Source organism: Shewanella indica (assembly GCF_002836975.1).
Classification (GTDB): domain Bacteria; phylum Pseudomonadota; class Gammaproteobacteria; order Enterobacterales; family Shewanellaceae; genus Shewanella; species Shewanella indica.
In genome coordinates, this window is sequence record NZ_NIJK01000011.1 from 12,931 (window position 1) to 34,667 (window position 21,737).

The 21,737-nt window shown below is 53.6% G+C and carries 18 protein-coding genes; 5 read left to right on the forward strand and 13 right to left on the reverse strand.

The genetic code is table 11. The features are described from left to right. Positions 1-59 precede the first annotated feature (59 nt). Positions 60-3,737, reverse strand: a complete 3,678-nt coding sequence (locus CX650_RS02905; protein WP_101094981.1) for a DUF4132 domain-containing protein — start codon at positions 3,735-3,737, stop codon at positions 60-62. A 567-nt stretch (positions 3,738-4,304) separates the two neighbouring features. Between CX650_RS02905 and CX650_RS02910 the strand changes: the two genes are divergently transcribed. After that, positions 4,305-4,856 (forward strand): carboxymuconolactone decarboxylase family protein, encoded by a 552-nt coding sequence (locus tag CX650_RS02910; RefSeq protein WP_052248157.1) that lies wholly within the window; start codon positions 4,305-4,307, stop codon positions 4,854-4,856. Between the two features lie 73 nt (positions 4,857-4,929). Next, positions 4,930-5,511, forward strand: coding sequence for a TetR/AcrR family transcriptional regulator (locus tag CX650_RS02915; protein WP_157822983.1), 582 nt, complete (start codon positions 4,930-4,932; stop codon positions 5,509-5,511). 1 nt (position 5,512) lies between these two features. Here CX650_RS02915 and CX650_RS02920 read toward each other — a convergent pair whose 3' ends face one another. From CX650_RS02920 to CX650_RS02950, 7 genes are all read right to left on the reverse strand, one after another. Next, positions 5,513-6,436 carry a cation diffusion facilitator family transporter gene (locus tag CX650_RS02920; RefSeq protein ID WP_157822984.1) on the reverse strand — a complete coding sequence of 308 codons (924 nt, stop codon included), beginning with the start codon at positions 6,434-6,436 and terminating at the stop codon, positions 5,513-5,515. 173 nt (positions 6,437-6,609) lie between these two features. Further along, the gene (locus tag CX650_RS02925; RefSeq protein WP_101094984.1) at positions 6,610-9,816 is read right to left on the reverse strand and encodes an efflux RND transporter permease subunit; all 3,207 of its coding nucleotides are present in this window, start codon (positions 9,814-9,816) and stop codon (positions 6,610-6,612) included. Positions 9,817-9,826: 10 nt separating this feature from the next. Beyond that, positions 9,827-10,885: an efflux RND transporter periplasmic adaptor subunit gene (locus tag CX650_RS02930; RefSeq protein WP_229800114.1), complete on the reverse strand. Its 1,059-nt coding sequence runs from the start codon at positions 10,883-10,885 to the stop codon at positions 9,827-9,829. Between the two features lie 80 nt (positions 10,886-10,965). After that, positions 10,966-12,234 carry a TolC family protein gene (locus CX650_RS02935; RefSeq protein ID WP_101094986.1) on the reverse strand — a complete coding sequence of 423 codons (1,269 nt, stop codon included), beginning with the start codon at positions 12,232-12,234 and terminating at the stop codon, positions 10,966-10,968. 271 nt (positions 12,235-12,505) lie between these two features. Then, positions 12,506-12,910 carry a hypothetical protein gene (locus CX650_RS02940; RefSeq protein ID WP_373297559.1) on the reverse strand — a complete coding sequence of 135 codons (405 nt, stop codon included), beginning with the start codon at positions 12,908-12,910 and terminating at the stop codon, positions 12,506-12,508. Positions 12,911-13,000: 90 nt separating this feature from the next. Continuing rightward, positions 13,001-13,177, reverse strand: coding sequence for a DUF3012 domain-containing protein (locus CX650_RS02945; protein ID WP_039034819.1), 177 nt, complete (start codon positions 13,175-13,177; stop codon positions 13,001-13,003). 79 nt (positions 13,178-13,256) lie between these two features. Continuing rightward, entirely contained in the window at positions 13,257-13,622 is a 366-nt protein-coding gene (locus tag CX650_RS02950) for a SpoIIAA family protein (RefSeq protein WP_025009267.1), read from the reverse strand. 170 nt (positions 13,623-13,792) lie between these two features. Between CX650_RS02950 and arfB the strand changes: the two genes are divergently transcribed. The 3 genes from arfB (at position 13,793) to CX650_RS02965 (ending at position 15,234) form a co-directional block, all read left to right on the forward strand. Further along, positions 13,793-14,209 carry an alternative ribosome rescue aminoacyl-tRNA hydrolase ArfB gene (arfB, locus tag CX650_RS02955; RefSeq protein WP_071475514.1) on the forward strand — a complete coding sequence of 139 codons (417 nt, stop codon included), beginning with the start codon at positions 13,793-13,795 and terminating at the stop codon, positions 14,207-14,209. Positions 14,210-14,368: 159 nt separating this feature from the next. Further along, positions 14,369-14,812 (forward strand): type II 3-dehydroquinate dehydratase, encoded by a 444-nt coding sequence (gene aroQ, locus CX650_RS02960; RefSeq protein WP_039034821.1) that lies wholly within the window; start codon positions 14,369-14,371, stop codon positions 14,810-14,812. Positions 14,813-14,853: 41 nt separating this feature from the next. Beyond that, on the forward strand, positions 14,854-15,234 hold the full coding sequence (locus tag CX650_RS02965; protein ID WP_039034822.1) for an acetyl-CoA carboxylase biotin carboxyl carrier protein: 381 nt from the start codon (positions 14,854-14,856) through the stop codon (positions 15,232-15,234). A 15-nt stretch (positions 15,235-15,249) separates the two neighbouring features. Here the strand turns inward: CX650_RS02965 and CX650_RS02970 are convergent, their stop codons facing one another. From CX650_RS02970 to CX650_RS02990, 5 genes are all read right to left on the reverse strand, one after another. Then, entirely contained in the window at positions 15,250-15,690 is a 441-nt protein-coding gene (locus tag CX650_RS02970) for a hypothetical protein (protein ID WP_039034823.1), read from the reverse strand. A gap of 109 nt (positions 15,691-15,799) precedes the next feature. After that, positions 15,800-16,450 carry a TorD/DmsD family molecular chaperone gene (locus CX650_RS02975; RefSeq protein WP_101094988.1) on the reverse strand — a complete coding sequence of 217 codons (651 nt, stop codon included), beginning with the start codon at positions 16,448-16,450 and terminating at the stop codon, positions 15,800-15,802. 50 nt (positions 16,451-16,500) lie between these two features. Next, entirely contained in the window at positions 16,501-17,181 is a 681-nt protein-coding gene (locus CX650_RS02980; protein ID WP_039034824.1) for a DMSO/selenate family reductase complex B subunit, read from the reverse strand. A 14-nt stretch (positions 17,182-17,195) separates the two neighbouring features. Next, on the reverse strand, positions 17,196-19,712 hold the full coding sequence (locus CX650_RS02985) for a DMSO/selenate family reductase complex A subunit (protein ID WP_039034825.1): 2,517 nt from the start codon (positions 19,710-19,712) through the stop codon (positions 17,196-17,198). 28 nt (positions 19,713-19,740) lie between these two features. Then, complete coding sequence (locus CX650_RS02990; RefSeq protein WP_101094989.1) at positions 19,741-21,735, reverse strand: MtrB/PioB family decaheme-associated outer membrane protein; 1,995 nt, start codon at positions 21,733-21,735, stop codon at positions 19,741-19,743. Positions 21,736-21,737: the final 2 nt, after the last annotated feature.

A 21,737-nucleotide genomic window follows, 5' to 3' on the forward strand; every position in this document is an offset into this window, starting at 1 on the left:
GCTTCTCCTTATTGGCTGCCACCGCCAAGGCAGCAGCCTAATCTATCCGTTATCGACCTTTACCAGGGCAGTTTCGATTCCCAATCTGATTCTGCCACACACTTTTCGCCGACTTCACGATAGTCAACGGCGATGGCATTGAGCAGGTTGACCGGCACCTCGGCCAACGGCAGTTGACGGTAGCGGGCATAACGGCCGCGGGGGTTGGTCCGCTCCATGACCCTGATGTCATAGATGGCGGCGGCCTCGTTTTCTTCCGGCACGCAGTTACCGCTGAAGCCGAACTCCACTCTCAGCCCCAGGGTATCGAAACGCTTGAAGTAGTGATCAAAGAAACCGCCATCTTCCGCTTCACCGCGCTGATAACCTTTCTTGGTCAACAGGCCTCGCAGGGTGTAGCAGTCGGTCATCCGGCCGCGCAGGTCATTGAGTGCCTCCTGGCCTTCAGTCAGCGTCACTTCGGCACTTCGCAGTTGCTCGAACAGCGGCTTGACCTTGTAATCCTTGAGATGTGAACGCCAGGCATCCAGCGCTGCCGCCGGTAACAGGTTACCGCTCACCAGGCGTATACTCGCCGCAGCGGGCAGTTGCAGCTCTTCATCATCAATATCGATAAAGGCGCCGTCTTCCGTGGGTCTGAAGGTTTGCCATTGACCATCAATCTCCACCTGCCAGAGGGTGCGCTGCAACAGGCGATACATGACCGGATGCTGATGCAGGTATTGCTGCCAGTCTGCGGCGAGCCAATGCCGCTCTGTGACCATGGCCTCATACAATCTGGCACTTTGCTGTTCAACCACCTGCTTGAGTTCTTTCTTGCAGTTGCTGAACCATTTTTTCACTTCGGCAATATCGCCTTCGTTATCTGTCTGCCGAGGTTGCGGCAGGCTCTTGAGCAGCTTGCCCTCTTCGTTGAGCAATCTCAGCTTGAGGTCGTCCCCGAGTGCCAGCGCCAAAGTACGGCTGCCGAATTCAAACGGGCTGGGCTGGGTCAGATGTTCGAGCCCGGCCGTCTGCACAGTGCGATCCGCCAGCTCATCCTGAGTCCAGCCGTTACGGGCCGCAATTAGACTGACTTGCGCCCGCGCCAGCTCCTGCACCGAGTTGGTACGATAACGCCGCGAAATACTCAGCAGAAACTGAATCGCCACAGGATCGTCCGAGTTGGCCAAGGCCTGCAACATGGCCTCTATCTGTGCCCGCCGCTCATAGCGCTTCTTCATAAAGGGTTGGATCATGCCCAGCAGGGTTTGCGCATCGCCGCCAGCGATCAGGGCCAACATCCCCTTATCTTTGATGGCCGAGCCCTGGAGCTCATTCTTTTTCTCGGCAAAGCAGGCCTGAAACGCATCCTCAAGGGTCTTGTGTTGATACTCCTGACCCCAGTCGTATTTGGCCCAATGCTGATAAGATTGAAAGGTCTGCTGCTGATGCGCCTTGGCATATTCCAATGCCTCATCATCCGAAGGACCACCTGTATCCTGGGCGATAAATGCCGACAGAATAAAATGCCCAAGGCGCTGACGGCTTTCACTATCCAGCAGTGACAGATAGTGACTCAGCAATGGGTTGCCCTGAGGCTGCTTGAGTTTCACCGCCAAGACTACCCACCAGAACACAAGTTCGGGTTCGACCGGGCTGCCGTCTTCAAAACGGCATGCGAGCAGCGATTCACGCGGGAACCAATCCATGGACTTGGGTGGCGCCTTTTTAAGGCCGGCCTTGGCTTCGGCCAGCAGCGTTTCCTTGCCGAGAAACTGGCTGATATCGGCGCCGGTTTGCAACAAGGCTTCCAGCAGCACCACCCGGGTTGGCATATCTTTCTCTTTATTCAGCGCCTGACTCAATGCCTCCTGCGCCGAAGCCGCCTTGAGGCGACCCAACCAAGTGGCGGCCAGTACCCGGTTATCCTTGCTGCCGGAGGCCAGCTCGGGAGTGATAAGGCTGATATCGGCGCCGTGGCGTTCGGCGCAGTACTGAGCCGCCGCCTGTATGGCTTTGCGACCATGGAAGGCATGTTCATGAACCTTTCTTTGCCAGTGCTGCGGCAGCTTGGGAAATTCGGCCAGAATCGCCAAGGTCTGTATCAATACCTGATTGGCATCGTGTCGATAGGTGCCATTGAGCACCCGGCCATTGAGGCCATGCTCTATATAGTCGGGGTTTTCGGCAAAGAAGGGCCAGATCAACAGTTGTTCACAGGCGGCAGGCAACCAGTCATCTTCGCGGCCTTCGTAACCAAACAGGGCTTCAACCAAGGCCGCGGCGGGTTGATTCTCTTGGTTGCACAGGCTCAAGAGTTGTCGTAAATCCGTCATCCCCTGCAGACTTCTCAGAATATGTTCCTGACCCAGCATATGCTCCCAGGAATGGCAGGAGAGCTCATGGCGTTCCATCCGCAAAATCAGCCGCAGACAGGCTTTGGGGTGCTCGTCGAGATCGGCGTGGCTGATCAGAGAATAAAACCCTGGCAGAGATGATTGCCGGCCTCTTTCGAGGTCCATCAGCGCCGCTTGCAGCTTGGTACTACTGATCTGCTGCCACTGCTGCAGACTTTTCCGGTAGTCGGCCAAAAAACTTTTTAGGTAGCTGGGGGCATCTGGGTGCTCCGCTGCAGCGATATCTTCTTCGAACTCTTTGATCTCTTTAGCCAACTGCTTTTCACACAGACCGAGCCATTCTTCAGGCACTTTGACGTTATTATCAATGGCCGCAACGGCCGGAATGTCCCAGCTGAACGGCTCACTCTGTTGCTGCCGGGTCGTGTTATCCAGCATTTTCGCCAGTGCCGTTTTCACCGTGGCGGATTTCTCTTCACTGTGCCAGCGCTGCAGCAAGGGAGTCGCTTCAGGATAGCGGCCGGCCACAACCAGCCAGTGACCACGGGTAGCCGCCTTGGCACCCGGAAATTCCCGCTCCAGAAACGCCAACAGCTGCTGTTGCGGGCTCTTTTTCAACAGTTTCAGGGCCTCTTCACGGACAGTCGCCGAACCATCGGCGGCCAACGCCATGACCAGCGGCAGCTGCGCCTGTGACAGGGTCTGACAGGCTTTATTGAGCAAAGCACAAAAGGTTTCGCGGCCGCTGAAATGCAACTGTTTCAACAGCTGCAGATATTCAGGATCTTCACTGAGCTTGAGCCAGTCGGTACTCTTCCTCAGCGCGGTGCGGAATGTATCGTGATAATAAGAGTCGGAACCTTCTAGAATAAAGGCTTCCAGCTCATGGGGCGGGTGCTCATATTGCGCGACCAGCGACGCCAGATAATCACGACCGGGCAGATCTTTGCCCGCCAAACGGCAACCGTAATACTCTTCCGCCAACTCTTTAAACAGCATCAGCACGCCATTGAGCCAGCCGCTCGAGCTGTTTTGCACGCCGTAGGTGCTTATATCTGGGTTGCAGGCATGACACACCAAGCCGAGACGGCGCATAACGGCCGCTTCATTACAGGCACCGGTTGCCACAAACCGGTTAATGGCATCACGGGCCTGAACCAGCCGCTCATCATTTTGTCCGTAACCATAGGAAACACCCGGCCGCGCCAGTGTTTCTCTGGCACTGAGCTGCTGGAGCTGCGACAGGCATGCCACAGGTTCACCGGTCAAAATATACTGACTGACGGCTTGTGCCAAACCGGTTTGCTGCTCATCGATAATCCGGCAAGCGTCTAGCAGTAACTTGTCTGTATTGGGGCGAGTGAAGGCTTCAAGCTTGTTTTTTAATACGTCCAGCATCTCTCATATTCCTTGAGTCATTAGCAAATATGTCTTCCTTCCCCCAATAGCAGACATTCAGTAAACACCTGCTTAAGCTGGCGGCCGAGCCTCCTTTTCGGACGAGGAAGGGCAATTCTAACGGAAACACAAAAACAATATCGCTTACAAAACACTCAGTTACAGTTCAATGCCGCCAAGTGTGATCCAGCCTCCCCGGGATGACGCCATATTACCCATAGAGTGCGGTTGATTGGCCTTGAAACCGCCAGCGGCTTAGGCCACGCCAACAACAAAATCAGCGATATCCGGCAAGGAGTCATGGTCAATGTCTCAAATCTTGTTTGAAAAACATGCTGGCTGGAGATTGCAAACAAAAGTTACTAATGGTAACTTTGCGCTTGTTACTATAAGTAACTTAGTCAACCAAGCGTTAGTGGCTGTCGTTTCATGGATATCTGTTTCAAGGGTATCCGTTTCGAGGCCGTCCGTTTCGAGGACAGGCAAAGCAGCCGACCGGCACAGCTTGGTATTTTTGCCGTTGCGCTTAAGCCGTAAACGGCCAATAACAGCAACAGGAGTTTTAGTGTGGAAAGGTTAACCAAGTGCACTCTGGACAATGCCGATGAACTGGCCAAACCCATATTGCAGGAGATCAAGGCTCGCTACGGAGTGATCCCCAACTTCTATTCAGCCCTGGGCATAGATGGCGCGGTCATGAAGGGCTATCTGGAGTTTGAGGCCAATCTGGAAGAGCACAGTTTGCTGAGCCTGGCCCAGCGGGAGATGATCTCCCTGGCGGTTGCCAACTATAACGGCTGCGAATACTGTGTCAGCGGCCATAGCTTTTCCGGAAAACGTGCCGGACTCAGCCCCGACGCCTGCATCAAGGCGCAGCAAGGCAAGGCCGATAACAGCGAAGATCAACTGCTGCTGGATGTTGCCCTGGCACTGCTGCAACACAGAGGCAAACTGCCGGACTCATTGCTAACGGCCTGTTTGGATGCCGGGTTCAGTGAGGCCAAGGTGATGCAAGTCTGCGCCTGGAGTGGTCTGAATAACTTCAGCAACTGGGTTAACAACACAGTGCAGCCAAAAATCGACTTTCCAAAGGTTCCACTGCAACCCTATACTGAGTAACAAAAGAGAAGCGACAATGCTATGCATTGCCGCTTTTTCAATTTAAATTCAATCAGCTATCTGTGGGGGATACGTGAAGAAGAGAATGCTCAAAGATCAGCGCCGGGAACAGTTGCTCGAAGTTGCCTGTGAGATTGTCCGCGAAGCCGGTACCGATGCGCTGACCTTGAACACCCTGGCTCAAAGAGCCGGAGTAACCAAGCCTTTGACCTATCGTCACTTCGCCACCCGACAAGGATTGTTGGCACAGATGTACCGCCACTACGACAGTCAATTTGTCGAGGCGGTGAAACAAGCCGAAGCGGAGCAAAAAACCTCGCTGGCAGAGCTTTGCACTTTGGTCTGCTGCACCTATCTGGACTGCGCCGTACGCTGCGGCCCCGAATATGAGGCGATAGTTGCGGCGCTGCGCGGCTATCCTGAGTATCAGAACATCACTACAGATATTCGCGACTTCTTCACCGATTTCTACAGCGAACTCTTTGCCGATTACCTCAAGCAGCCTGCTCCACAAAGCAAGCTGCTGTGCTGGGCCATCCATGGCGCCATCAATGAAGTCGCCAATGCCGTGGCCTGCGGCCATGCCACACCACAAGAAACAATAACCAGGCTAAGCCAATTGCTGCAACGCATGCTCGGCGCCGACGATTGCTGATTCAGGCAAACCTGCATTCAAGCGTTATCTCTGCCCCCTGAGTGCGCCGGCTCAACCAACATCTGAGCCGCTGCTGCGCCAAGGGCGATACACTGTCCAACCCTGGCTCCAGGTAGACCACCGCAGTCAACACGTTTTGCTTCTCATCCAAACGCCACAGGTGCATCGACTCGACTCTGACCACTTCAGGTCTGGCGGCCAATTGCTCCTGCAACAGTTCCGGGGCCAAGTCAGCCGGAGCCTGCTGCATCAGAATACGCCCGGACTCCGCCAATAGCAGTGCGCCATGGTGGATCACGTAAACAGAGATCAATACAGTGACCAGGAGATCGACCCAATACCATTGGTAAAGGATAATCAGCCCGCTGGCTACCAACACAGCCACTGATGCCATGGCATCCGATACATTATCAACAAAGGCTGCGCGGATATTCATCTTGTCCTTGGCCCCGACACCATAAGTCAACATAGCAGTGCCAATATAGATAATCAAAGCCAGGGCAGCCAGCCAAAACATCAGCAAACCGTCCACAGCCTGCTGACTCCATTGCGGGTTCCAGAAACGCTGCAGAGCCTCATAGACAAGGTACACACCTACCAACGATAAGATTGCCGCATTGATAAAGGTGCCCAGCACTTCGGCGCGTTTATAGCCGTAGCTCATCCCTGGGTGACTGGTTTTCCGGCTTAATTTACGGGCAATTAAAGCTATCAAGATTGCTATGGCGTCACCGAAGTTATGCAGAGCATCGGCAATCAATGACAAACTACCAGCCCAAATACCACCAAACAACTGCGCCAGAGTGAGTAAGATATTGATGATCACCGCCAATCCCAGACGACCGCCATGATCCGGGTTATCTTGGTGGAAGTGCCCCGTATTCTCCAACTCCAGTGCCTGCCATTCTTGAGAAGATTTTTGCATAGCATGTTTCCCTATAAAAGGGGGCATCCCTGCCCAGGCCTACCGCAAAGCGGCAGGCCTTAGACGCAGGCCAGGTAGGCAGTCCGGCCATAACCCAAAGCGGCTCTCATCTTCCACTTTAGGGCGTCACGCTCCAATCTGTACAATGCTTCTCTATCGGAGTAAATCAGCTGTTATTCCAAGGCTTCCAGCTCCTTGTCGCTCTTGAGATACAGGGCTCGATACAGGGTTGGTAATACCAGCAGGGTCAATGCGGTTGAGCTCAGCAGGCCGCCTATCACCACCACGGCCAACGGCTTTTGGATCTCACTGCCGGCACCGGTTGACATCAAGATGGGGATAAGCCCCAGCGCCGAAGTCAGCGCTGTCATCAACACAGGTCGCAGACGGCCGACCGTACCTTCAAACACCGCCTGTTCCAACGACTCGCCGCTGTTGCGGCGCTGGTTGATTGAGTCCACCAGCACCACCCCATTGAGCACCGCCACCCCAAACAGAGTGATAAAGCCGATGGAGCTGGGCACAGATAGATAGGTACCGCTGAGCCAAAGCGCCAGCACGCCGCCAATCAGCGCCAGTGGCACATTGGCCATGATCAGCGCCACCTGTTTGATGGAGCCGAAAGAGAAGTAAAGCAGCAAGGCAATAAGCGCCACAGAAATGGGCACCACCAGGATCAGCCTTTGCTGAGCCCGCTGCTGATTCTCATATTGGCCGCCCACCATCACGGTATAGCCGGGCGGCAGTTGGGCCTCGGGCACCAGGTTGTAGATATCCTGCACCACGGAACCCATGTCCCGGCCGGAGACATTGGCCTGCACCACTACCCGCCGCTGCACATCGTCACGGCGGATATTGGGCGGCGCCATCTCTATGCTGACATCGGCCACTTCGCCCAAACGCACCTGCGCCCCATTGGCGGCCACCAGACGCAGATCGGCTATCGCATCCGGGCTCTGGCGGAAACGGTTGGCCAGACGCAAGTTGATATCGTAACGGGCGTTGCCGTCGATCACCTGACCGGCACTGCTGCCGCCTATGCCTGTGCTCACCAGCGACATCACCTCATCGACACTGATGCCGTAACGTCCCAGCATCGCGTTGTTGGGACGCACCACCAATTGCGCCTCGCCGGTGATCTGCTCAAGAGACACATCCACGGCGCCGGGCACCTGGGCCACCAATTTCGACAGTTGTTCGCCTTTTTCCGCCAGCACATCGAGATCCGGGCCAAACAGCTTGATGGCCAACTGTGCCTTGACCCCGGACAGGAGTTCATCGACCCGGGTAGCGATCGGCTGGGAAAAGGTCAGCAACAATCCGGGGAAGACACTGAGTTTCTGCTCCATCAGGCGTTGCAGTTCGGCGCGACTATTTGCAGAAGTCCACTGTTCCAGCGGTTTGAGACCGATGTAGATTTCAATATTGCTCACCGGCTCAGGGTCGCCGCCCAGTTCAGGTGCCCCTATACGGGACAGGGCATACTCCACCTCGGGAAATTCCAGCAGCAGGGCCTCAAGTTTGGGCGCCACATCCAGAGAGGTCTCCAGGCTCGCGGTGGGTGCCAAGGTGACCCGCAAGTTGATGGTGCCCTCTTCCAGCTCAGGCACAAATTCCGTACCCAACTTTGGTAGCAGCGACAGGCTCATGCCCAACATGACTACCGCCACCAGGCCCACCTTGCCAGGCGAGGTCAATACCTTTTGCAGCAGCGGGCGGTAGGCCCGCTCAAGCGGTGCCAATACTGGGCTTTGCCGGAAAGTCACCCCCTTGCGGAACAGATAAACGGCCAGTGCCGGCACCACCAACAGTGCCACCAACAGCGCCGAGATCATCGCAAGAATGATACTCACCGCCATCGGCTGAAACAGCTTGCCTTCCACCCCTTGCAAGGCAAACAGCGGCGCAAACACCACTATGATGATCGCCGTAGCAAAGAACACCGGGCTGCACACCTCTTTGGCGGCCTGCCATACCCGCATGGCAATCGAGCCTCTGTGTTGGTCTTCTTCGCCATGGTAAGGGTCTTCCTCGCCATCGCTGCGCTGCCGCGCCTGGTCTTGGTGGCGCCTATCCGGCTCACTCAGATGTTTGAAGATGTTCTCCACCATCACCACAGAACCATCCACCAGCATACCTATGGCGATCGCCAAACCACCGAGCGACATCAGGTTGGCCGACATTCCCAGATAGCTCATCACCAGCAATGCCAACAAAATGGAGACTGGAATTGACAGCAATACCAGCAAGGTGGCCCGTACGTTGACCAGGAACAGTGCCAGGATCACCACGATAAACACAAAGGCCAATAACAGGGCATCACGCACTGTGGTCACAGCCTTGGTTACCAAGTCAGCCTGATCGTAGAACACCTCGAAGGTCACCCCCTCGGGCAGCGCCTGGCTGATCAACTGCTCGCGCTCGGCGATATCATCGATAGTCGCCTTGGTGTTGGCGCCCATTCTTTTGAGCACTACCCCGGCAACCACTTCGCCCAAGGCCTTGGCTTCTCCATTGTCGTCCCGACGGGTCATGGTGACGGCGCCGACCCGGATTTCACTGCCAAAGCCCACTTCGGCCAAATCGGAGACAGTGACCGGTGTGCCCTGGTATTCGCTCACCGGAATGCGGCCTATGGCGTCCAGCCCGGCCTGACCCGCAGGCAACAAACCATAACCACGCACCACGAGTTGCTCCTGACCGTTGGGCATAAACCAGCCGCCGGCATTGCGGTTGTTGGCATTCAGCGCCTGCTCCAGCTGTGACATAGACAAACCGTAAGCCAGCAGCCTATTGGGATCGACCCTGACCTGATACTGACGCACTTCGCCACCGAAAGAGAGCACATCGGTCACGCCACCAACCGGCATCAGCAACAGCTTCACCAGATAATCGTTGAGACTACGCAGCTCATCGGCGCCGATATTACTGTCCGGTTCGGCTCGCAGAATGTACTGATAAATCTGCCCAAGACCCGAGGTGTTGGGGCCGATTTCCGGCACCCCGACTCCATCCGGGATCATCTCCTTGGCGGTGGCCAGCTGTTCAAACACCTGCTGACGAGCAAAGTAGATATCTGTGCCTTCCTCAAACACCACAGTCACTATGGAAAGTCCGGTGCGGGAGAGTGAACGAACTTCTGTCACCGCAGGCAGTGAGTACATGCTGGACTCCACCGGATAAGAGATGAGTTTTTCCACCTCTTCGGCCGCCAGTCCCTCGGCTTCGGTATTGACAGTGACTTGCACATTGGTCACATCGGGAAAGGCATCCAGATTAAGCTTTGGCAGGGCAAACACCCCCACCACCAAAACAACAATCAAGGCCAGCAACACCAGAAAGCGGTTGCGGATAGCCCAATCTATTAACGATTGCAGCATAGTGCTTTCCTCAATGGTTGTGGATGTCGAAGCCGGACTTGGCCAGCTCGGATGCCAGGAAGAAGGCTCCGGCGGTAACAACCCGAGTTCCAGGCTCTATGCCGGATACCAGGTTCATGCCGCGTTCACTGGCCAGCAGTTGCACCTCTTTGGCCTCGAAACCGTCATCATCTTCGATAAACACCTGCCAGTCGCCATCGCCACTCCGGCTCAATGCCGCATCCGGCAACATCACACCTTCACCGCGGGGATCGGGCAAAAACAGTTCGGCAAACTGACCTGCATGCCAACGCACCTGAGTGTTATCCAACCGCGCCAGCACCCGCTCGGTACGGGTCACACTGGACAACTCATGGGAGCGGCCTATCACGCTGGCACTGACACTGCGATCGCCAATCCGCACCAGAGTCTCACTACCTTCACCCAAGCCTTCGGCCTGCGCAGGAGTCAGCTCGGCGGCCACCCACAGCGAGCGCTCATCGGTTAGCTGCAACAGTTGGCTACCGGCGCCGAGCAACTGTCCGAGGCGCGCCTCATCCTGCTGCACCCGGCCATCAATGGGCGCCAACAACTGATATTGACCTATCTCCTGGGGCCGGCTTTCCAGCGCCTTTATCTGTTGACCCGTCATCTGCAATGACTTGAGAATGGCGCGTTTCAGACTGGCATCGACCTGAGTCTGCAACCTACGACTGGCACTGACGGCGCTCTCACTCATGCGGCTAACCCGGCTCCACTCGGCAGCGGCATTGATATAATCGGCCTGAGCCTGGGCCACCGCGGCACCACCCAAGGTCAGCAAAGGATCCCCCGCCTTTACCTCTTGCCCCGGCACCACATGCCGTTCCAACACCCGTACTTCCAGCTGCGGCGTCAGCACCACAGTACGCTCGCGATCCACCAGTAAGGTGGCGTTGGCAACAGCATTGAGGCTAAAGCCACCGACGCTGACCTCTTGGATCTGAATGCCAGCCAGTTGGCGTTGTTCACTTGAGAGCTGCAGCGCCTGATGCTCATCTTCATGTCCATCTTCGGCGGCGACAGTCAAAGGGCTGGACAGCCCCAACATCAGCGCCAGTAAAGCGGCCTGTAGCCGTGGGTATTGTAAAGTCTTGTTCATTGTCCGGTACCTTAGTATGTATGGGGCTATCATTGGGCATTCTCCTGGGATACGGCTATTTTCGGCAGTGCGCCGGGCAGTTGCCCCGAAGCGCCCATCCACTCGAGCCAACTTTGATAGAGGGCGGCTTCCAGTTCGAGACCGGCCTGAAAACTGCTGGCCAATTGCCGCCGACTGGTCAAATAGTCGCTGGTACTAAGATCGCCGCTGCGCCAGCGTTGCCCCAAAAGCTCGGCCGCCTTGCGACCGGCCACCAAAGCCTGCTGTTGCCAGTCAAGCCAGCTCTGTTTTAATCTGGGTAAGCTGTAGCTAAACTGCTGTTGCTGTTGTTTAAGTGCCATCTCAATGCTTTGGAACTGGGCGCTGGCGGCGGTAACCGCCTCCATAGCCGCCTTGATCGACTCGCTGTAGTCGTTACGCAGTTGCAGTGGCACAGATACCCCAATCCCCAACTTGTTATCTGAACCTTCTCTCTCGGCACTAAGGCTGATATTGGGGTCAGCCGCTGCTTGAGCCTTGGCTTGATTGACTTGCAGCCGCGCCAACTCAAGTTGCAACCCGGCACTATTCAGTGCCGGCACGGGCGCCTCGGTCGCGGGCAACTCTAGCCGGTCGGCGAAGCTGCCAAAGGGCAGCTCTGCCCGGCCAAAACGCGCCAGAATACGGGTATCGGCATCCAGCAACGCTTTCTGGGCCAAAGCCAGATCACTGATAGCACTGGCCTGTTCCAACTCCATCAGATTCAATTCTGCCTGGGACAAATCACCGACTTCGGCTCTTTGCCTGGCTATCTGCAACTGCTGCTCACCGTAATTATTCTGAGCCCGCACAAACATCAGCTTCTTCTTGGCCAGACTCTGATCGACCAGGGCCTGCAATACCTCGGCATACAAGCGGGAACGTTCAATAGCGATATCACTCTTCAGCAACATCAACTGTTTGAGCGCCAATGCACTGGCTGCGGCGCGCTTATCACCCCAGTCAATGGTTTGGCTGAGAGACAGGTTGTAGGTGTCATCTTCCGGTGCATTTTGATAACTCAAGCCCAACTCGGGGTTGTAGATGGCGCGATCGGCGCCCTGGGCCAGATATTGGGCCTCACGGAGTCTGGCTTCCTGCGCCTGAAACTCGGGTAAAGTCGTCATCTGCCGCATCAGCTGCTCGAGCCAAGCCAATGACACTTCGGACTCGGTGCCACCAACAAGATAGGAAGTATCCGGCTTCTCGGCGGCAAACGCCGGTTGCGAGACTAGTGTTCCCAGCCCAAATAGACTCATGGAGACTATAAATTTCAACATAAACTTTCCTTGGGAAAGACCTATATGGCCACGATGAAATCGTGTGACCAAAGGTTAAACCTTAGAGTTAAATCTAAAGTCAATGGTTAACGTTTTGTGTGTTGAGTCGAATACTGATCAGAATGCTGCGGCTATATCAGCCAAAGCGCATGAGATGATTCAAGCTGTTGAAATAAAGCGGTTAAAGGCTCTGACTACAGACAGCTCAAGACAAGCGCCATGGAATACAGGCAAACCATGCCTGGGCACCACAAACACTGAAATCAGTTAATCAAGCTATTGGGGGGCGGTAATCTGGGGTGGAGAAATAGGGTTGGAAAGCGGGCTCCAGACTCTGGGGCCTGGCGTGCATCAAGGGAGTCGGGCTCTGAGCCAGAGTCACCGGCAAAGACAGGTGACCACCATGACATTGACAGTCGAGGCAGAGATCAAACTGTTGGGACTCAGTATGAGAATGCAGATGACTATGAGTCACTCGGGAAACCTCCATCCCGGATGAAGTCTCTGACTCACAGGTACAATCGATACACTGGCTGATCACTGTGACTTCGGTGACAAACTTGAGATGAGGATGGTTACTCTCTTCCTCAGCCGGATTGCCCAGATGCAACTGATGCGCGCCAAGATTAGCGGCGCAAAATTGCAGCACCACCAAGGCGATAAGCATATGAGTCAGTTTGCGGACAAATACAGTCAAGGATAATTCCGGTTAAGGGTAAAAAATGGCCCGTGCCCAAATAGACCTACAGGCCAAGATAAAGTTCAGTTATTTAAACACACAATGTTTGGCGTAATCGGCCGCTTCATTGGCGCTCCAATCACCCTTGGGCTTTTCATCCATCTGCTTACACCAAGCTTCGCTGCCCACTTCAGGGGCACAAGCACTCAATCCAGCGGCAAAAGCCAGCGCCAAAGATGCAGCAAAAATTTTGGATAATGACATCGAAATTTCCTTATCTGAGTTACTTAATCGCCACAGAATAGCAGAATAACCGGCTTTACCCTATAGGCGGTTTTGACAACTAGCAGGCCGAACGTTTGGCTATCCAACGAATAGCCTCGTCTTTATGTTCCAGCGGATACCAAGCCAGTTCAGCGCTGACAAAGGGCCCCAGCAGACGCACCGCATTGCCGACCCAATCCGGGCCACCGACAAACACCAAGGCATCAAATGGAGGCAGTTGCACTTCACCGGCTCCCGAGAGGGAGGCCATCTCCCAGCCTTCCAACAATACATCTGCCTCTATATAAAGACAGACCTGGCCCCACTCCTGGCGGTAACTCTTGATGGCGGGACGCAGATATGTGCGGTAATCCTCGGCAGTGATACGGCCACTGGCAAACAAGCTGATCACGCCTTTGGCAATATCCGGAATTTGACACAACATAAGCAAAGCTCCATTGAACCTTCGATACCGGCTTATGGCACGGCATCTGATGACTATGGGTTATCCCATACAGGAAGTTTAGTCTTACAAGACTCTCCGCACTATGGAGGAAGTAAACGCTTCCATGGGATGGTAATATAGCGACTGCCTCAAAAAACAATTATTTTGCCATGATAAAGATCTCAAACCGTGTCCAAGTTTCAGAAAATGAAATCGAATGGCAATTTGTCCGTTCCAGTGGTGCCGGAGGCCAGCACCTGAATAAAGTCTCCACGGCGGCGCAACTCATCTTCGACATCAAGGCCTCATCGCTGCCGGACTTCTACAAGGAAAAGCTGCTGACCAAGACAGATCACCGCATTACTCAAAGCGGCAAGATCATTATCAAATGCCAACAGAGCCGCAGCCAGGACGCCAACCGCCAGACAGCCTTACAACAGTTTATCGAACTGGTTGCTTCGGTCGGCGAAGTAACCAAGAAACGTATTCCCACCAAGGCCACCCGCGCCAGCCAAAGGCGCCGGGTCGACAGCAAAAAGCAACGCGGTGAAGTGAAATCGCTGCGGCAGAATAAAATCCGCTTCTGATAAGACCAGTCTTGCCGCCGGAATAGACAATAATTGCTGGCAACTGAAAGGAATGTGCAGCGATTGTGCGGCTATTGGTCGACAAATTCGACAGCTTTTGCTGAAATCAGGGAGGCACAAATTCAGGTGCGAACTCTCCCTTAAGGCAAGGAAAACAATATGAGCAGTCAGGCAAAAATACTCTTGGTGAATGGCCCCAATCTCAACCTGCTTGGTCGCAGAGAGCCGGAACATTACGGCCAGCGGACGCTGGAGCAACTGGTGCAGGGATTGCAGGACAAGGCGCTTGCCGCCGGAGTAAAACTGGAGCATATTCAGTCCAATGCCGAATACCAGCTCATAGAAGCTATCCACAACACAGATGCCGGTTTTGTGATCATCAACCCGGCCGCCTTTACCCACACCAGCGTGGCACTCAGAGATGCCCTGCTGGGGGTCGCCATTCCTTTCATTGAAGTGCACCTTTCCAATGTGCATGCCAGGGAGCCGTTTCGCCATCATTCCTTCTTTTCCGACAAGGCCAAAGGAGTGATAGTGGGACTGGGGCCAAAGGGTTATGAATTTGCCCTGGAAGCCGCCATAGAGGCGCTCAAACAAGGCTGAGCAAAGGAAGGTCCTGTCACCCTTTAGTACTGAGAATGACGATGGACATACGTAAAATCAAAAAACTGATCGAATTGGTGCAGGAATCCGGCATCAATGAGCTGGAAATCACTGAAGGCCAGGAAGCCGTGCGTATCCGCCGTTTTGGCCCACAACAACCCCAGGCCTGTTTCAGTATTGGTAATGACAGCGTGCAAGTGTTGGCGCCTGTGGCCGGCACCTTTTTACGCAGCGCCGGCGACCATGGCGTCCCCTTGGTGGAATTGGGCACAGAAGTTGAGCCGGGCACAGTACTGGGCTATGTGCAAACCATGAAATCCCTCAATCCGGTCAAGGCAGAACAGAGCGGCACGGTGAAAGCCATACTGGCAGAAAACGGTGAAGCGGTAGGGCTACAGCAAACCCTGTTTGTGCTCGATTAAACTCTCAGTTTAACTTCACCCCATATTGCGACTGAGTTGGCGTCGCTGTGTATATAAGGACTCCAACTGAGAGCTGATCTCCAACAATTGCTGCCGCTGCAGTTGCTGAGATTCGCTCAGGGCCCCGACGGACAGCTCGGCTGCCAACTTGGGGGCCAAATGCAGTATCTGCTGCTCGGCCTGAGTGATTGATTCTTGCTGTACTTCCTTGATAAACAAGAGCCTGAAACAATCAAAAAATACAGATAACAGTAGACCATCATCTATCTGTGTTTGGCTAAAGCGGGGATCATCGGGCCGATAACTGATGGCCGCTACCAGGTTACACAGGGTGGTCAAAGAGGTAGCCCCACCGGATAACTCGCAAACCGCAGGACGGGTTGCCAGGGCCTTAGCCAAATGCTCTGCAAATTCGGCCTTCTGCCACTGAGCTCCCAAAGCATGAATAACACTCACCCCAGACTCCTCTTACCGAAACAATCTTGCAGGCATAGGTATGAGATTAAAATCCTCTGTCAGCTGCAGCAAAAAATCCCTGGCCAGCAATGCAACTGCAAAATAAAACTCAGTTTGTGCATGCTCNGAGATTAAAATCCTCTGTCAGCTGCAGCAAAAAATCCCTGGCCAGCAATGCAACTGCAAAATAAAACTCAGTTTGTGCATGCTCGGCAGCCAACTCAAGGCAGCGCTCCGCCCAAGGAAGAAGATGCTGTTGCAGTAATACCTGAGTAAAACGCACTAATCTCTGGTTATCCGGCTCTGCTGCCAAGCGTCCAAAACTGGCATCCAACACGCTAAAGAACAGGCCGATATGATCGACCGGATCCCTTGCCGGTAGCTGCAAACTGACATCATGAACCTGATAAAAATCCATCAACGCCAGAGTGCTTCTGTCATTCAACACTTGTTCTTCACCCAAATAAACAGAACCATAAGGTACAGCTTTAGGCTCACCGGGACCGAAAAACAGTTGTCCATAGTCAAGTTGCAGATCCAGAAATTGAGTCTCGTCCCATTGCTGCAAATAGTTAGCCAGTGCTTCCCTACCGATCCTGTTACCGTCTCGAGCAGCCAGCTCAGGCCAAGTCTCGGCAACTTGATTGACCTTTAATTCGGTGATCAACTCAGGTTTAGGGTAGCCGTAAAGCAGATGATGCAGAAGACGTGCTATCCCTTGATATTGAATGAAATCTATATTAGACAAAGACTTAGACATCTTATCTCCTGATGGACAAAAACAGGCGCCCACGGGCGCCTGTTTTCCAGTTACACCTCAGTAGGGTTAAGCACCTTGCCGGCACCACTTCCCGCGGGTTGACCATGGCGGTTTGCCTTGATGATCAGGTTAGGGGAAGTTATCGATTCACTGGGCAAGGGGGCGATATGACCATCACCGTCACCATACTTGGCGCGCAAGTTGTCCATGGTATCAAAGTCCAGCGCTCGCATTGGGCAGGACTCAACACAGACAGGTTGGCGCCCTTCAGCCAAGCGTTCGTGACAACCATCGCATTTGGTCATCACTTTACGCTCTCTATCTATCTGTGGTGCGTCGTACGGACAAGCTCTGGCACAGCTTTCACAGCCAATACACAGAGACTCTTCGACATGCACCAAACCATCTTCACGACGCTTGTGCATAGCACCGGTTGGACAGGCTTTGACGCACACAGGTTCGCTGCAATGGTTACAGCCAATGGACATATAATAAGCAAATACATCCTGACTATAAGTCTGGGTATTGGGATCCACAGACCAGCTACCACCACAGTATTCATAAACCCGGCGCCAGGTGACGCCTTTCAGGCTGGGGACGCCATTGGCCAAAGGTTTATTATTGGCGCGCAGCAAATCACCCTGACGGTCTTTGCAAGATACATGACAGGCCTTGCAACCAGTGCACTTGGTGGTATCGACATAAAAGCCGTATTGAGTAGATTGATTCATTTACAAGTGCTCCCTTACGCTTTTTTGATGAGCTGAACACGGTTGGTGTGTTGAGGATTCCCCTTGGCCACCGGGCTTGGGATATAACGGGTCAGAGTATTGATTGCCCCGCCGACATCGATCACTTTTCCGGACTGTCCAATGCGGCCATTGGCATCAGCCAGGTACCAGGCCCCTTGCCCCAATGCCACGACGCCTGGCGCCACTCGAGGAGTAACCCGAACCTTGACCTCAATAGATCCCCGCTCGTTGTACATTTCGACCACATCACCGGCAGTCAACTGATAGGCAGCCGCGTCGATGGGGTTAATCCACACAGCATCTTCCACAGCCTCACGCAACCAAGGCACGTTGTGGTAGCTGGAGTGAGTGCGCCCCTTGGTGTGATAACCTGCAAGTTGCAGCGGGAAGCCTGCATCTATGGCGTCCTGATCCTCATAACCATCCCAAGTCACCGTGTACTGAGGAATGGCTGTAATGGAGTCACCTTTTACCTTGTTCTGTTCCCAGTTTTTGGCGCGCCAAGCCAGCTCTGCAGAATAAATCTCTATCTTGCCTGAAGGCGTAGATAACGCTTTGCCACCATTGACATAGCTATCCAGAGCAACATATTTGTCGCCCATATTCTTGCGGAATACCCCTATCTTCTGGGCCTCTTTATAGCTGGCAGGGAAAGCCGGGCTGACACCTAGGTTTGCACTGGCACTCTTGGTTTTCTGATAAAGTTCTTCCAACCAATCAGCTTCGGTTTTGCCTTCAGTGAACAGCTGACCAACACCCATTTTCTCTGCGATCATAGCAGCGGCTTCATACATGGACTTACAATCCCACATAGGTTTTACCGCGGCAGACATGGCGGTCAAATACCCAAGCGAACCTGAGGCATATGAGTCATTCACCAAGTCATTGGACTCCAGCCAACTGGTATCGGGAAGTATGATATCGGCAAACTTAGCCCCTGGAGTCATCCAGCAATCGCAGGAAACGATAAACAAGTCTTCAGCATCACGTAAAATACGCGCTGTGTTATTGATTTCAGCGTGCTGGTTCAGCAAAGAACTATCCGAGGCACTGAACACAAAATGAATATTGCTGCCCAGTTTCTCATCGGGATCCGCAGTTCCGCGAATACCGTGAGTACGTGCAGTAAAATTCTCACCGTTTTCAATCGCTTCAGTCCAGGTAAAGAAGGAGATAGCTTCCTTAACCGGGTTGGAACCCGTAGGAATACCTGCACGTGACATGCTGCTCATATAAGGCAGTTCACCATTGGACGCCCCCAGAGTACCCAGCTTACCTGTCAGTACAGAAAGCATATACAGGGCACGCATACTCTGTTCACCGTTGGCCTGGCGGTTAACCCCGGCACCTGCCACAATATAGGGAGCCTTGGCATTCATCAGATCTTCGGCCACCTGACGGATATAAGCAGCGCTGATGCCAGTAATTTTCTCGGCCCATTCAGGCGTGCGCGCGCCTTGAGCGGCAAACTTACCAACCCCCATGATGTAATCATGGTAGTTATCGCTGCTGTCCATACAGGCCGCATATTCTTGCTCTTTGGCATCACTGCTAGCAGCAAACAATGCTTTTTGTTTCTCAATGGAGGCCGCGTCATACCCCACTGCATACTCATTGATAAAGCCAAGTGAATTGGCATCTACCCAACCTGTGCTGATCATCTCGAAAGCAACAGCTTCGGCAAACGCCGCATCGGTTCCGGGACGAATAGGCAACCACATGGACTCTTTGCCCAGCATAGAATCGGTATAGCGAGGATCAATCATCACCACTTTAAGGCCATTATTTTTCATCAAGGCCTGCAGGTAGTCGTACCCTTCACCCGATCCGGATTGACGAATTTCACTTGGGTTGTAACCAAAGCCCAGGAAAAAGTCACTGTGTTCCAGAGTTATGGTCGACGAGCCTTGAGTACTCCCTGTCCCGAAAGTATGTTTGGCCGCTTCCATCTGCTGAGCCCAAGAGTAGTTGCCGTAAGCGTTAAGGCAACCACCTACCAGGTTAAACAAGCGGTTAAAACAGGCATTGGAGGCAAAGCCATAATAGGCGCCTGAGCCATAGCTGCGGAATACGGCTTTGTTACCATATTGATTGATCACCCGCTGCAAATTATCTGCGATGGTTTGAGTTGCTTCATCCCAGGTGATCGGCACAAACTTGGCTTCTCCCCTTTCCCCTACCCGTTTCATTGGTGTTTTCAGGCGATCCGGTGCATATGCACGTTGGCGCAACGAACGACCACGGGCGCAGGCACGAATTTGATGAAGACCGTAGACATCTTCTACCTCATGATCTGTCTCTACCCGGGTAATAATGCCATCACGACTGAACACTTTAATCGGACAGTTGGAGCCACAGTTAACCAAGCAGGATGACCAGTTTATCTGCTCATCACTGACAGGTGGCTTTGGCGGGACAACATTGGCGTCATCAGAGCTGGAATTACAGCCAGACACTGTTGCAGCGCAACCCAGGGCGGCACTCATTTTCAAGAAACTTCTGCGTTCCATTATATTTATCCTCACGATTTAAGTTTGCTCAAGGCAACAGGTAGCTGAAAGAGAACATCAGCTGATGGGCGTTATAGTTATGATTCAATACGCCCAAAGTAGTCAGGCCGGTGGCGGCATCAATACCGACATCGCTGCCATCGGTATCGAAGTAACGCTCGTACCGGTACGACACTTTCAGAGCCATGGCATCATTCAAGTGGTAGCGGCCGTATAGCTCAACACTATGATTAAAACTGTAATAGTCATCGTACTGAGCGCTTCCAATACAGGTTTCCCCCTCGGAATCGGCAAATTGATAGTCAGCCCCCAAGGTCAGGCGGTCGTCCAGCAAGCCGCTATAGGCGATACCTGCCCCAAGGTTGATAAAGCTGTCATCGATGTCGCCATACCAAGTCGCGCTTTGGTCGCCACTCTGTTTCGATGCAATCCACTGCTGGCCAACGAAACCGTAAACACTCAGTTGCTTACTCAACTGCATTGTCAGGTTCAGGTCATAGCCATAATCGCGGGATTCAGTAAGACCAATGACTGTTTCTTGATAATCATCAAAGGCATAGTGACTGTTCAGGTCCAACGTCATCCAGCTCAGCGGTGTGTACTGCAACCCAAGTTCCATTGCGGTCCGGCGTCGATCAGCCAGGTGATACTTGCGCAGCAGGCTCTGGGTTTCGCTGGAGGTCAGTTCGGCCGCCTCATAGCGGCTGCCATCCCGCTCACCAAAACTGGCTTTCAGATCAAGCTTCAGCGGAGTAAAAAGCTGCATACCCAGCTTGGCCCACAGGTTGTGGTCACGGGTTTCTTCCCGCTCACCATAGCTGCGATCAAGCTGTTTGAAGTCGTAACCAGTCTGGAGTCGGTAACCCGGCGCCAAGCGGTAGCTGGCATTGAGTTTCAGTGCCTGACGTTCAGAATCCAGCAAAGGATTTTGCCGAATAGCGCCACTGACTGGGTTGAATTCAAGCTGCACAAATTCGGCAACAGTAGAATCATTGTCGTGCTTGCGGTAATCCAATTGTCCCCCCAGGCGCAAACGACTATTGACCAAGGTGCTGACGGCCAGATTGGCGTCCAGGGTATCTACCTGACCATCCCAGCTTTGCAGCGGATTTCCCGTCATCTGGATCAGGCCTTCATCTTGGATCATCCGTCCGGCAATTGCCCGGCAGCTGATCACCGTGTTGCTCAACCGGTACTGGCCGTTCAATGTCAGTTGATGGGCCTGATTGTCCGGTGCGGCGCTGTAGATATCACTGGCATAAGGCAGACTTAAATTGTTGATGTCATTCTTGTATTGGCTACCTTGATACGCCAATTCAGTAAACCAATTGTCGCCGCTGAGCTGTAACCCGGCCCGCAACTTGTCGTTGCTCTCATCCACCGGCAAAGCGAAGTTGACCGGCCTTGGAGTCATCAAACTGGCACTGCGGTGGCCCTGTTTTTCCTCTCTGTCATAGCGAACATAGCTGCTCAGATCACCGATTTGGGCCAATTGACCGAAGTCATAGCGAAAGCCTATTCCAGCCTGCTGCCGCTCCAGTTCCAGATCCAGGTAACGCAGGGTATCATCGGGTTGCAGCATACCCTGGTTATGCCAAAGTCCGGTGCCAACGTTGCCGTTCTCATAACGGGTCAAGCTGCGATAATCCAGCGTCATCTGGTACTTGCCGGGGCGACCGCTTTTAAGGCTGACAAAGCCGTTATCCTGACCCAAATTATGGGCCCGCAGTTGGCTGCGATACCCGTTTTCGGTGCGGTAACCAAGTGCAGCATCGACACTGGCGACGATACCATCATGATCATCACCAAAAGCATTACCGCTGTGGATATCATCACTGTCGTTGTACCCGGCATTCACTGTAGCCTCACCGGCCAAGCCTGGCGTCAACTGACACTGCCGACATTGAAAACCGGCAGTATTGACCTTATCTGTATTGGCACGGCTAACCCCAAAATCGGCAGCCACAACAGTTCCTGAAACACCCAGTAGTGCCACAGTCAACAGATTCAAAGGAAATCTCATCT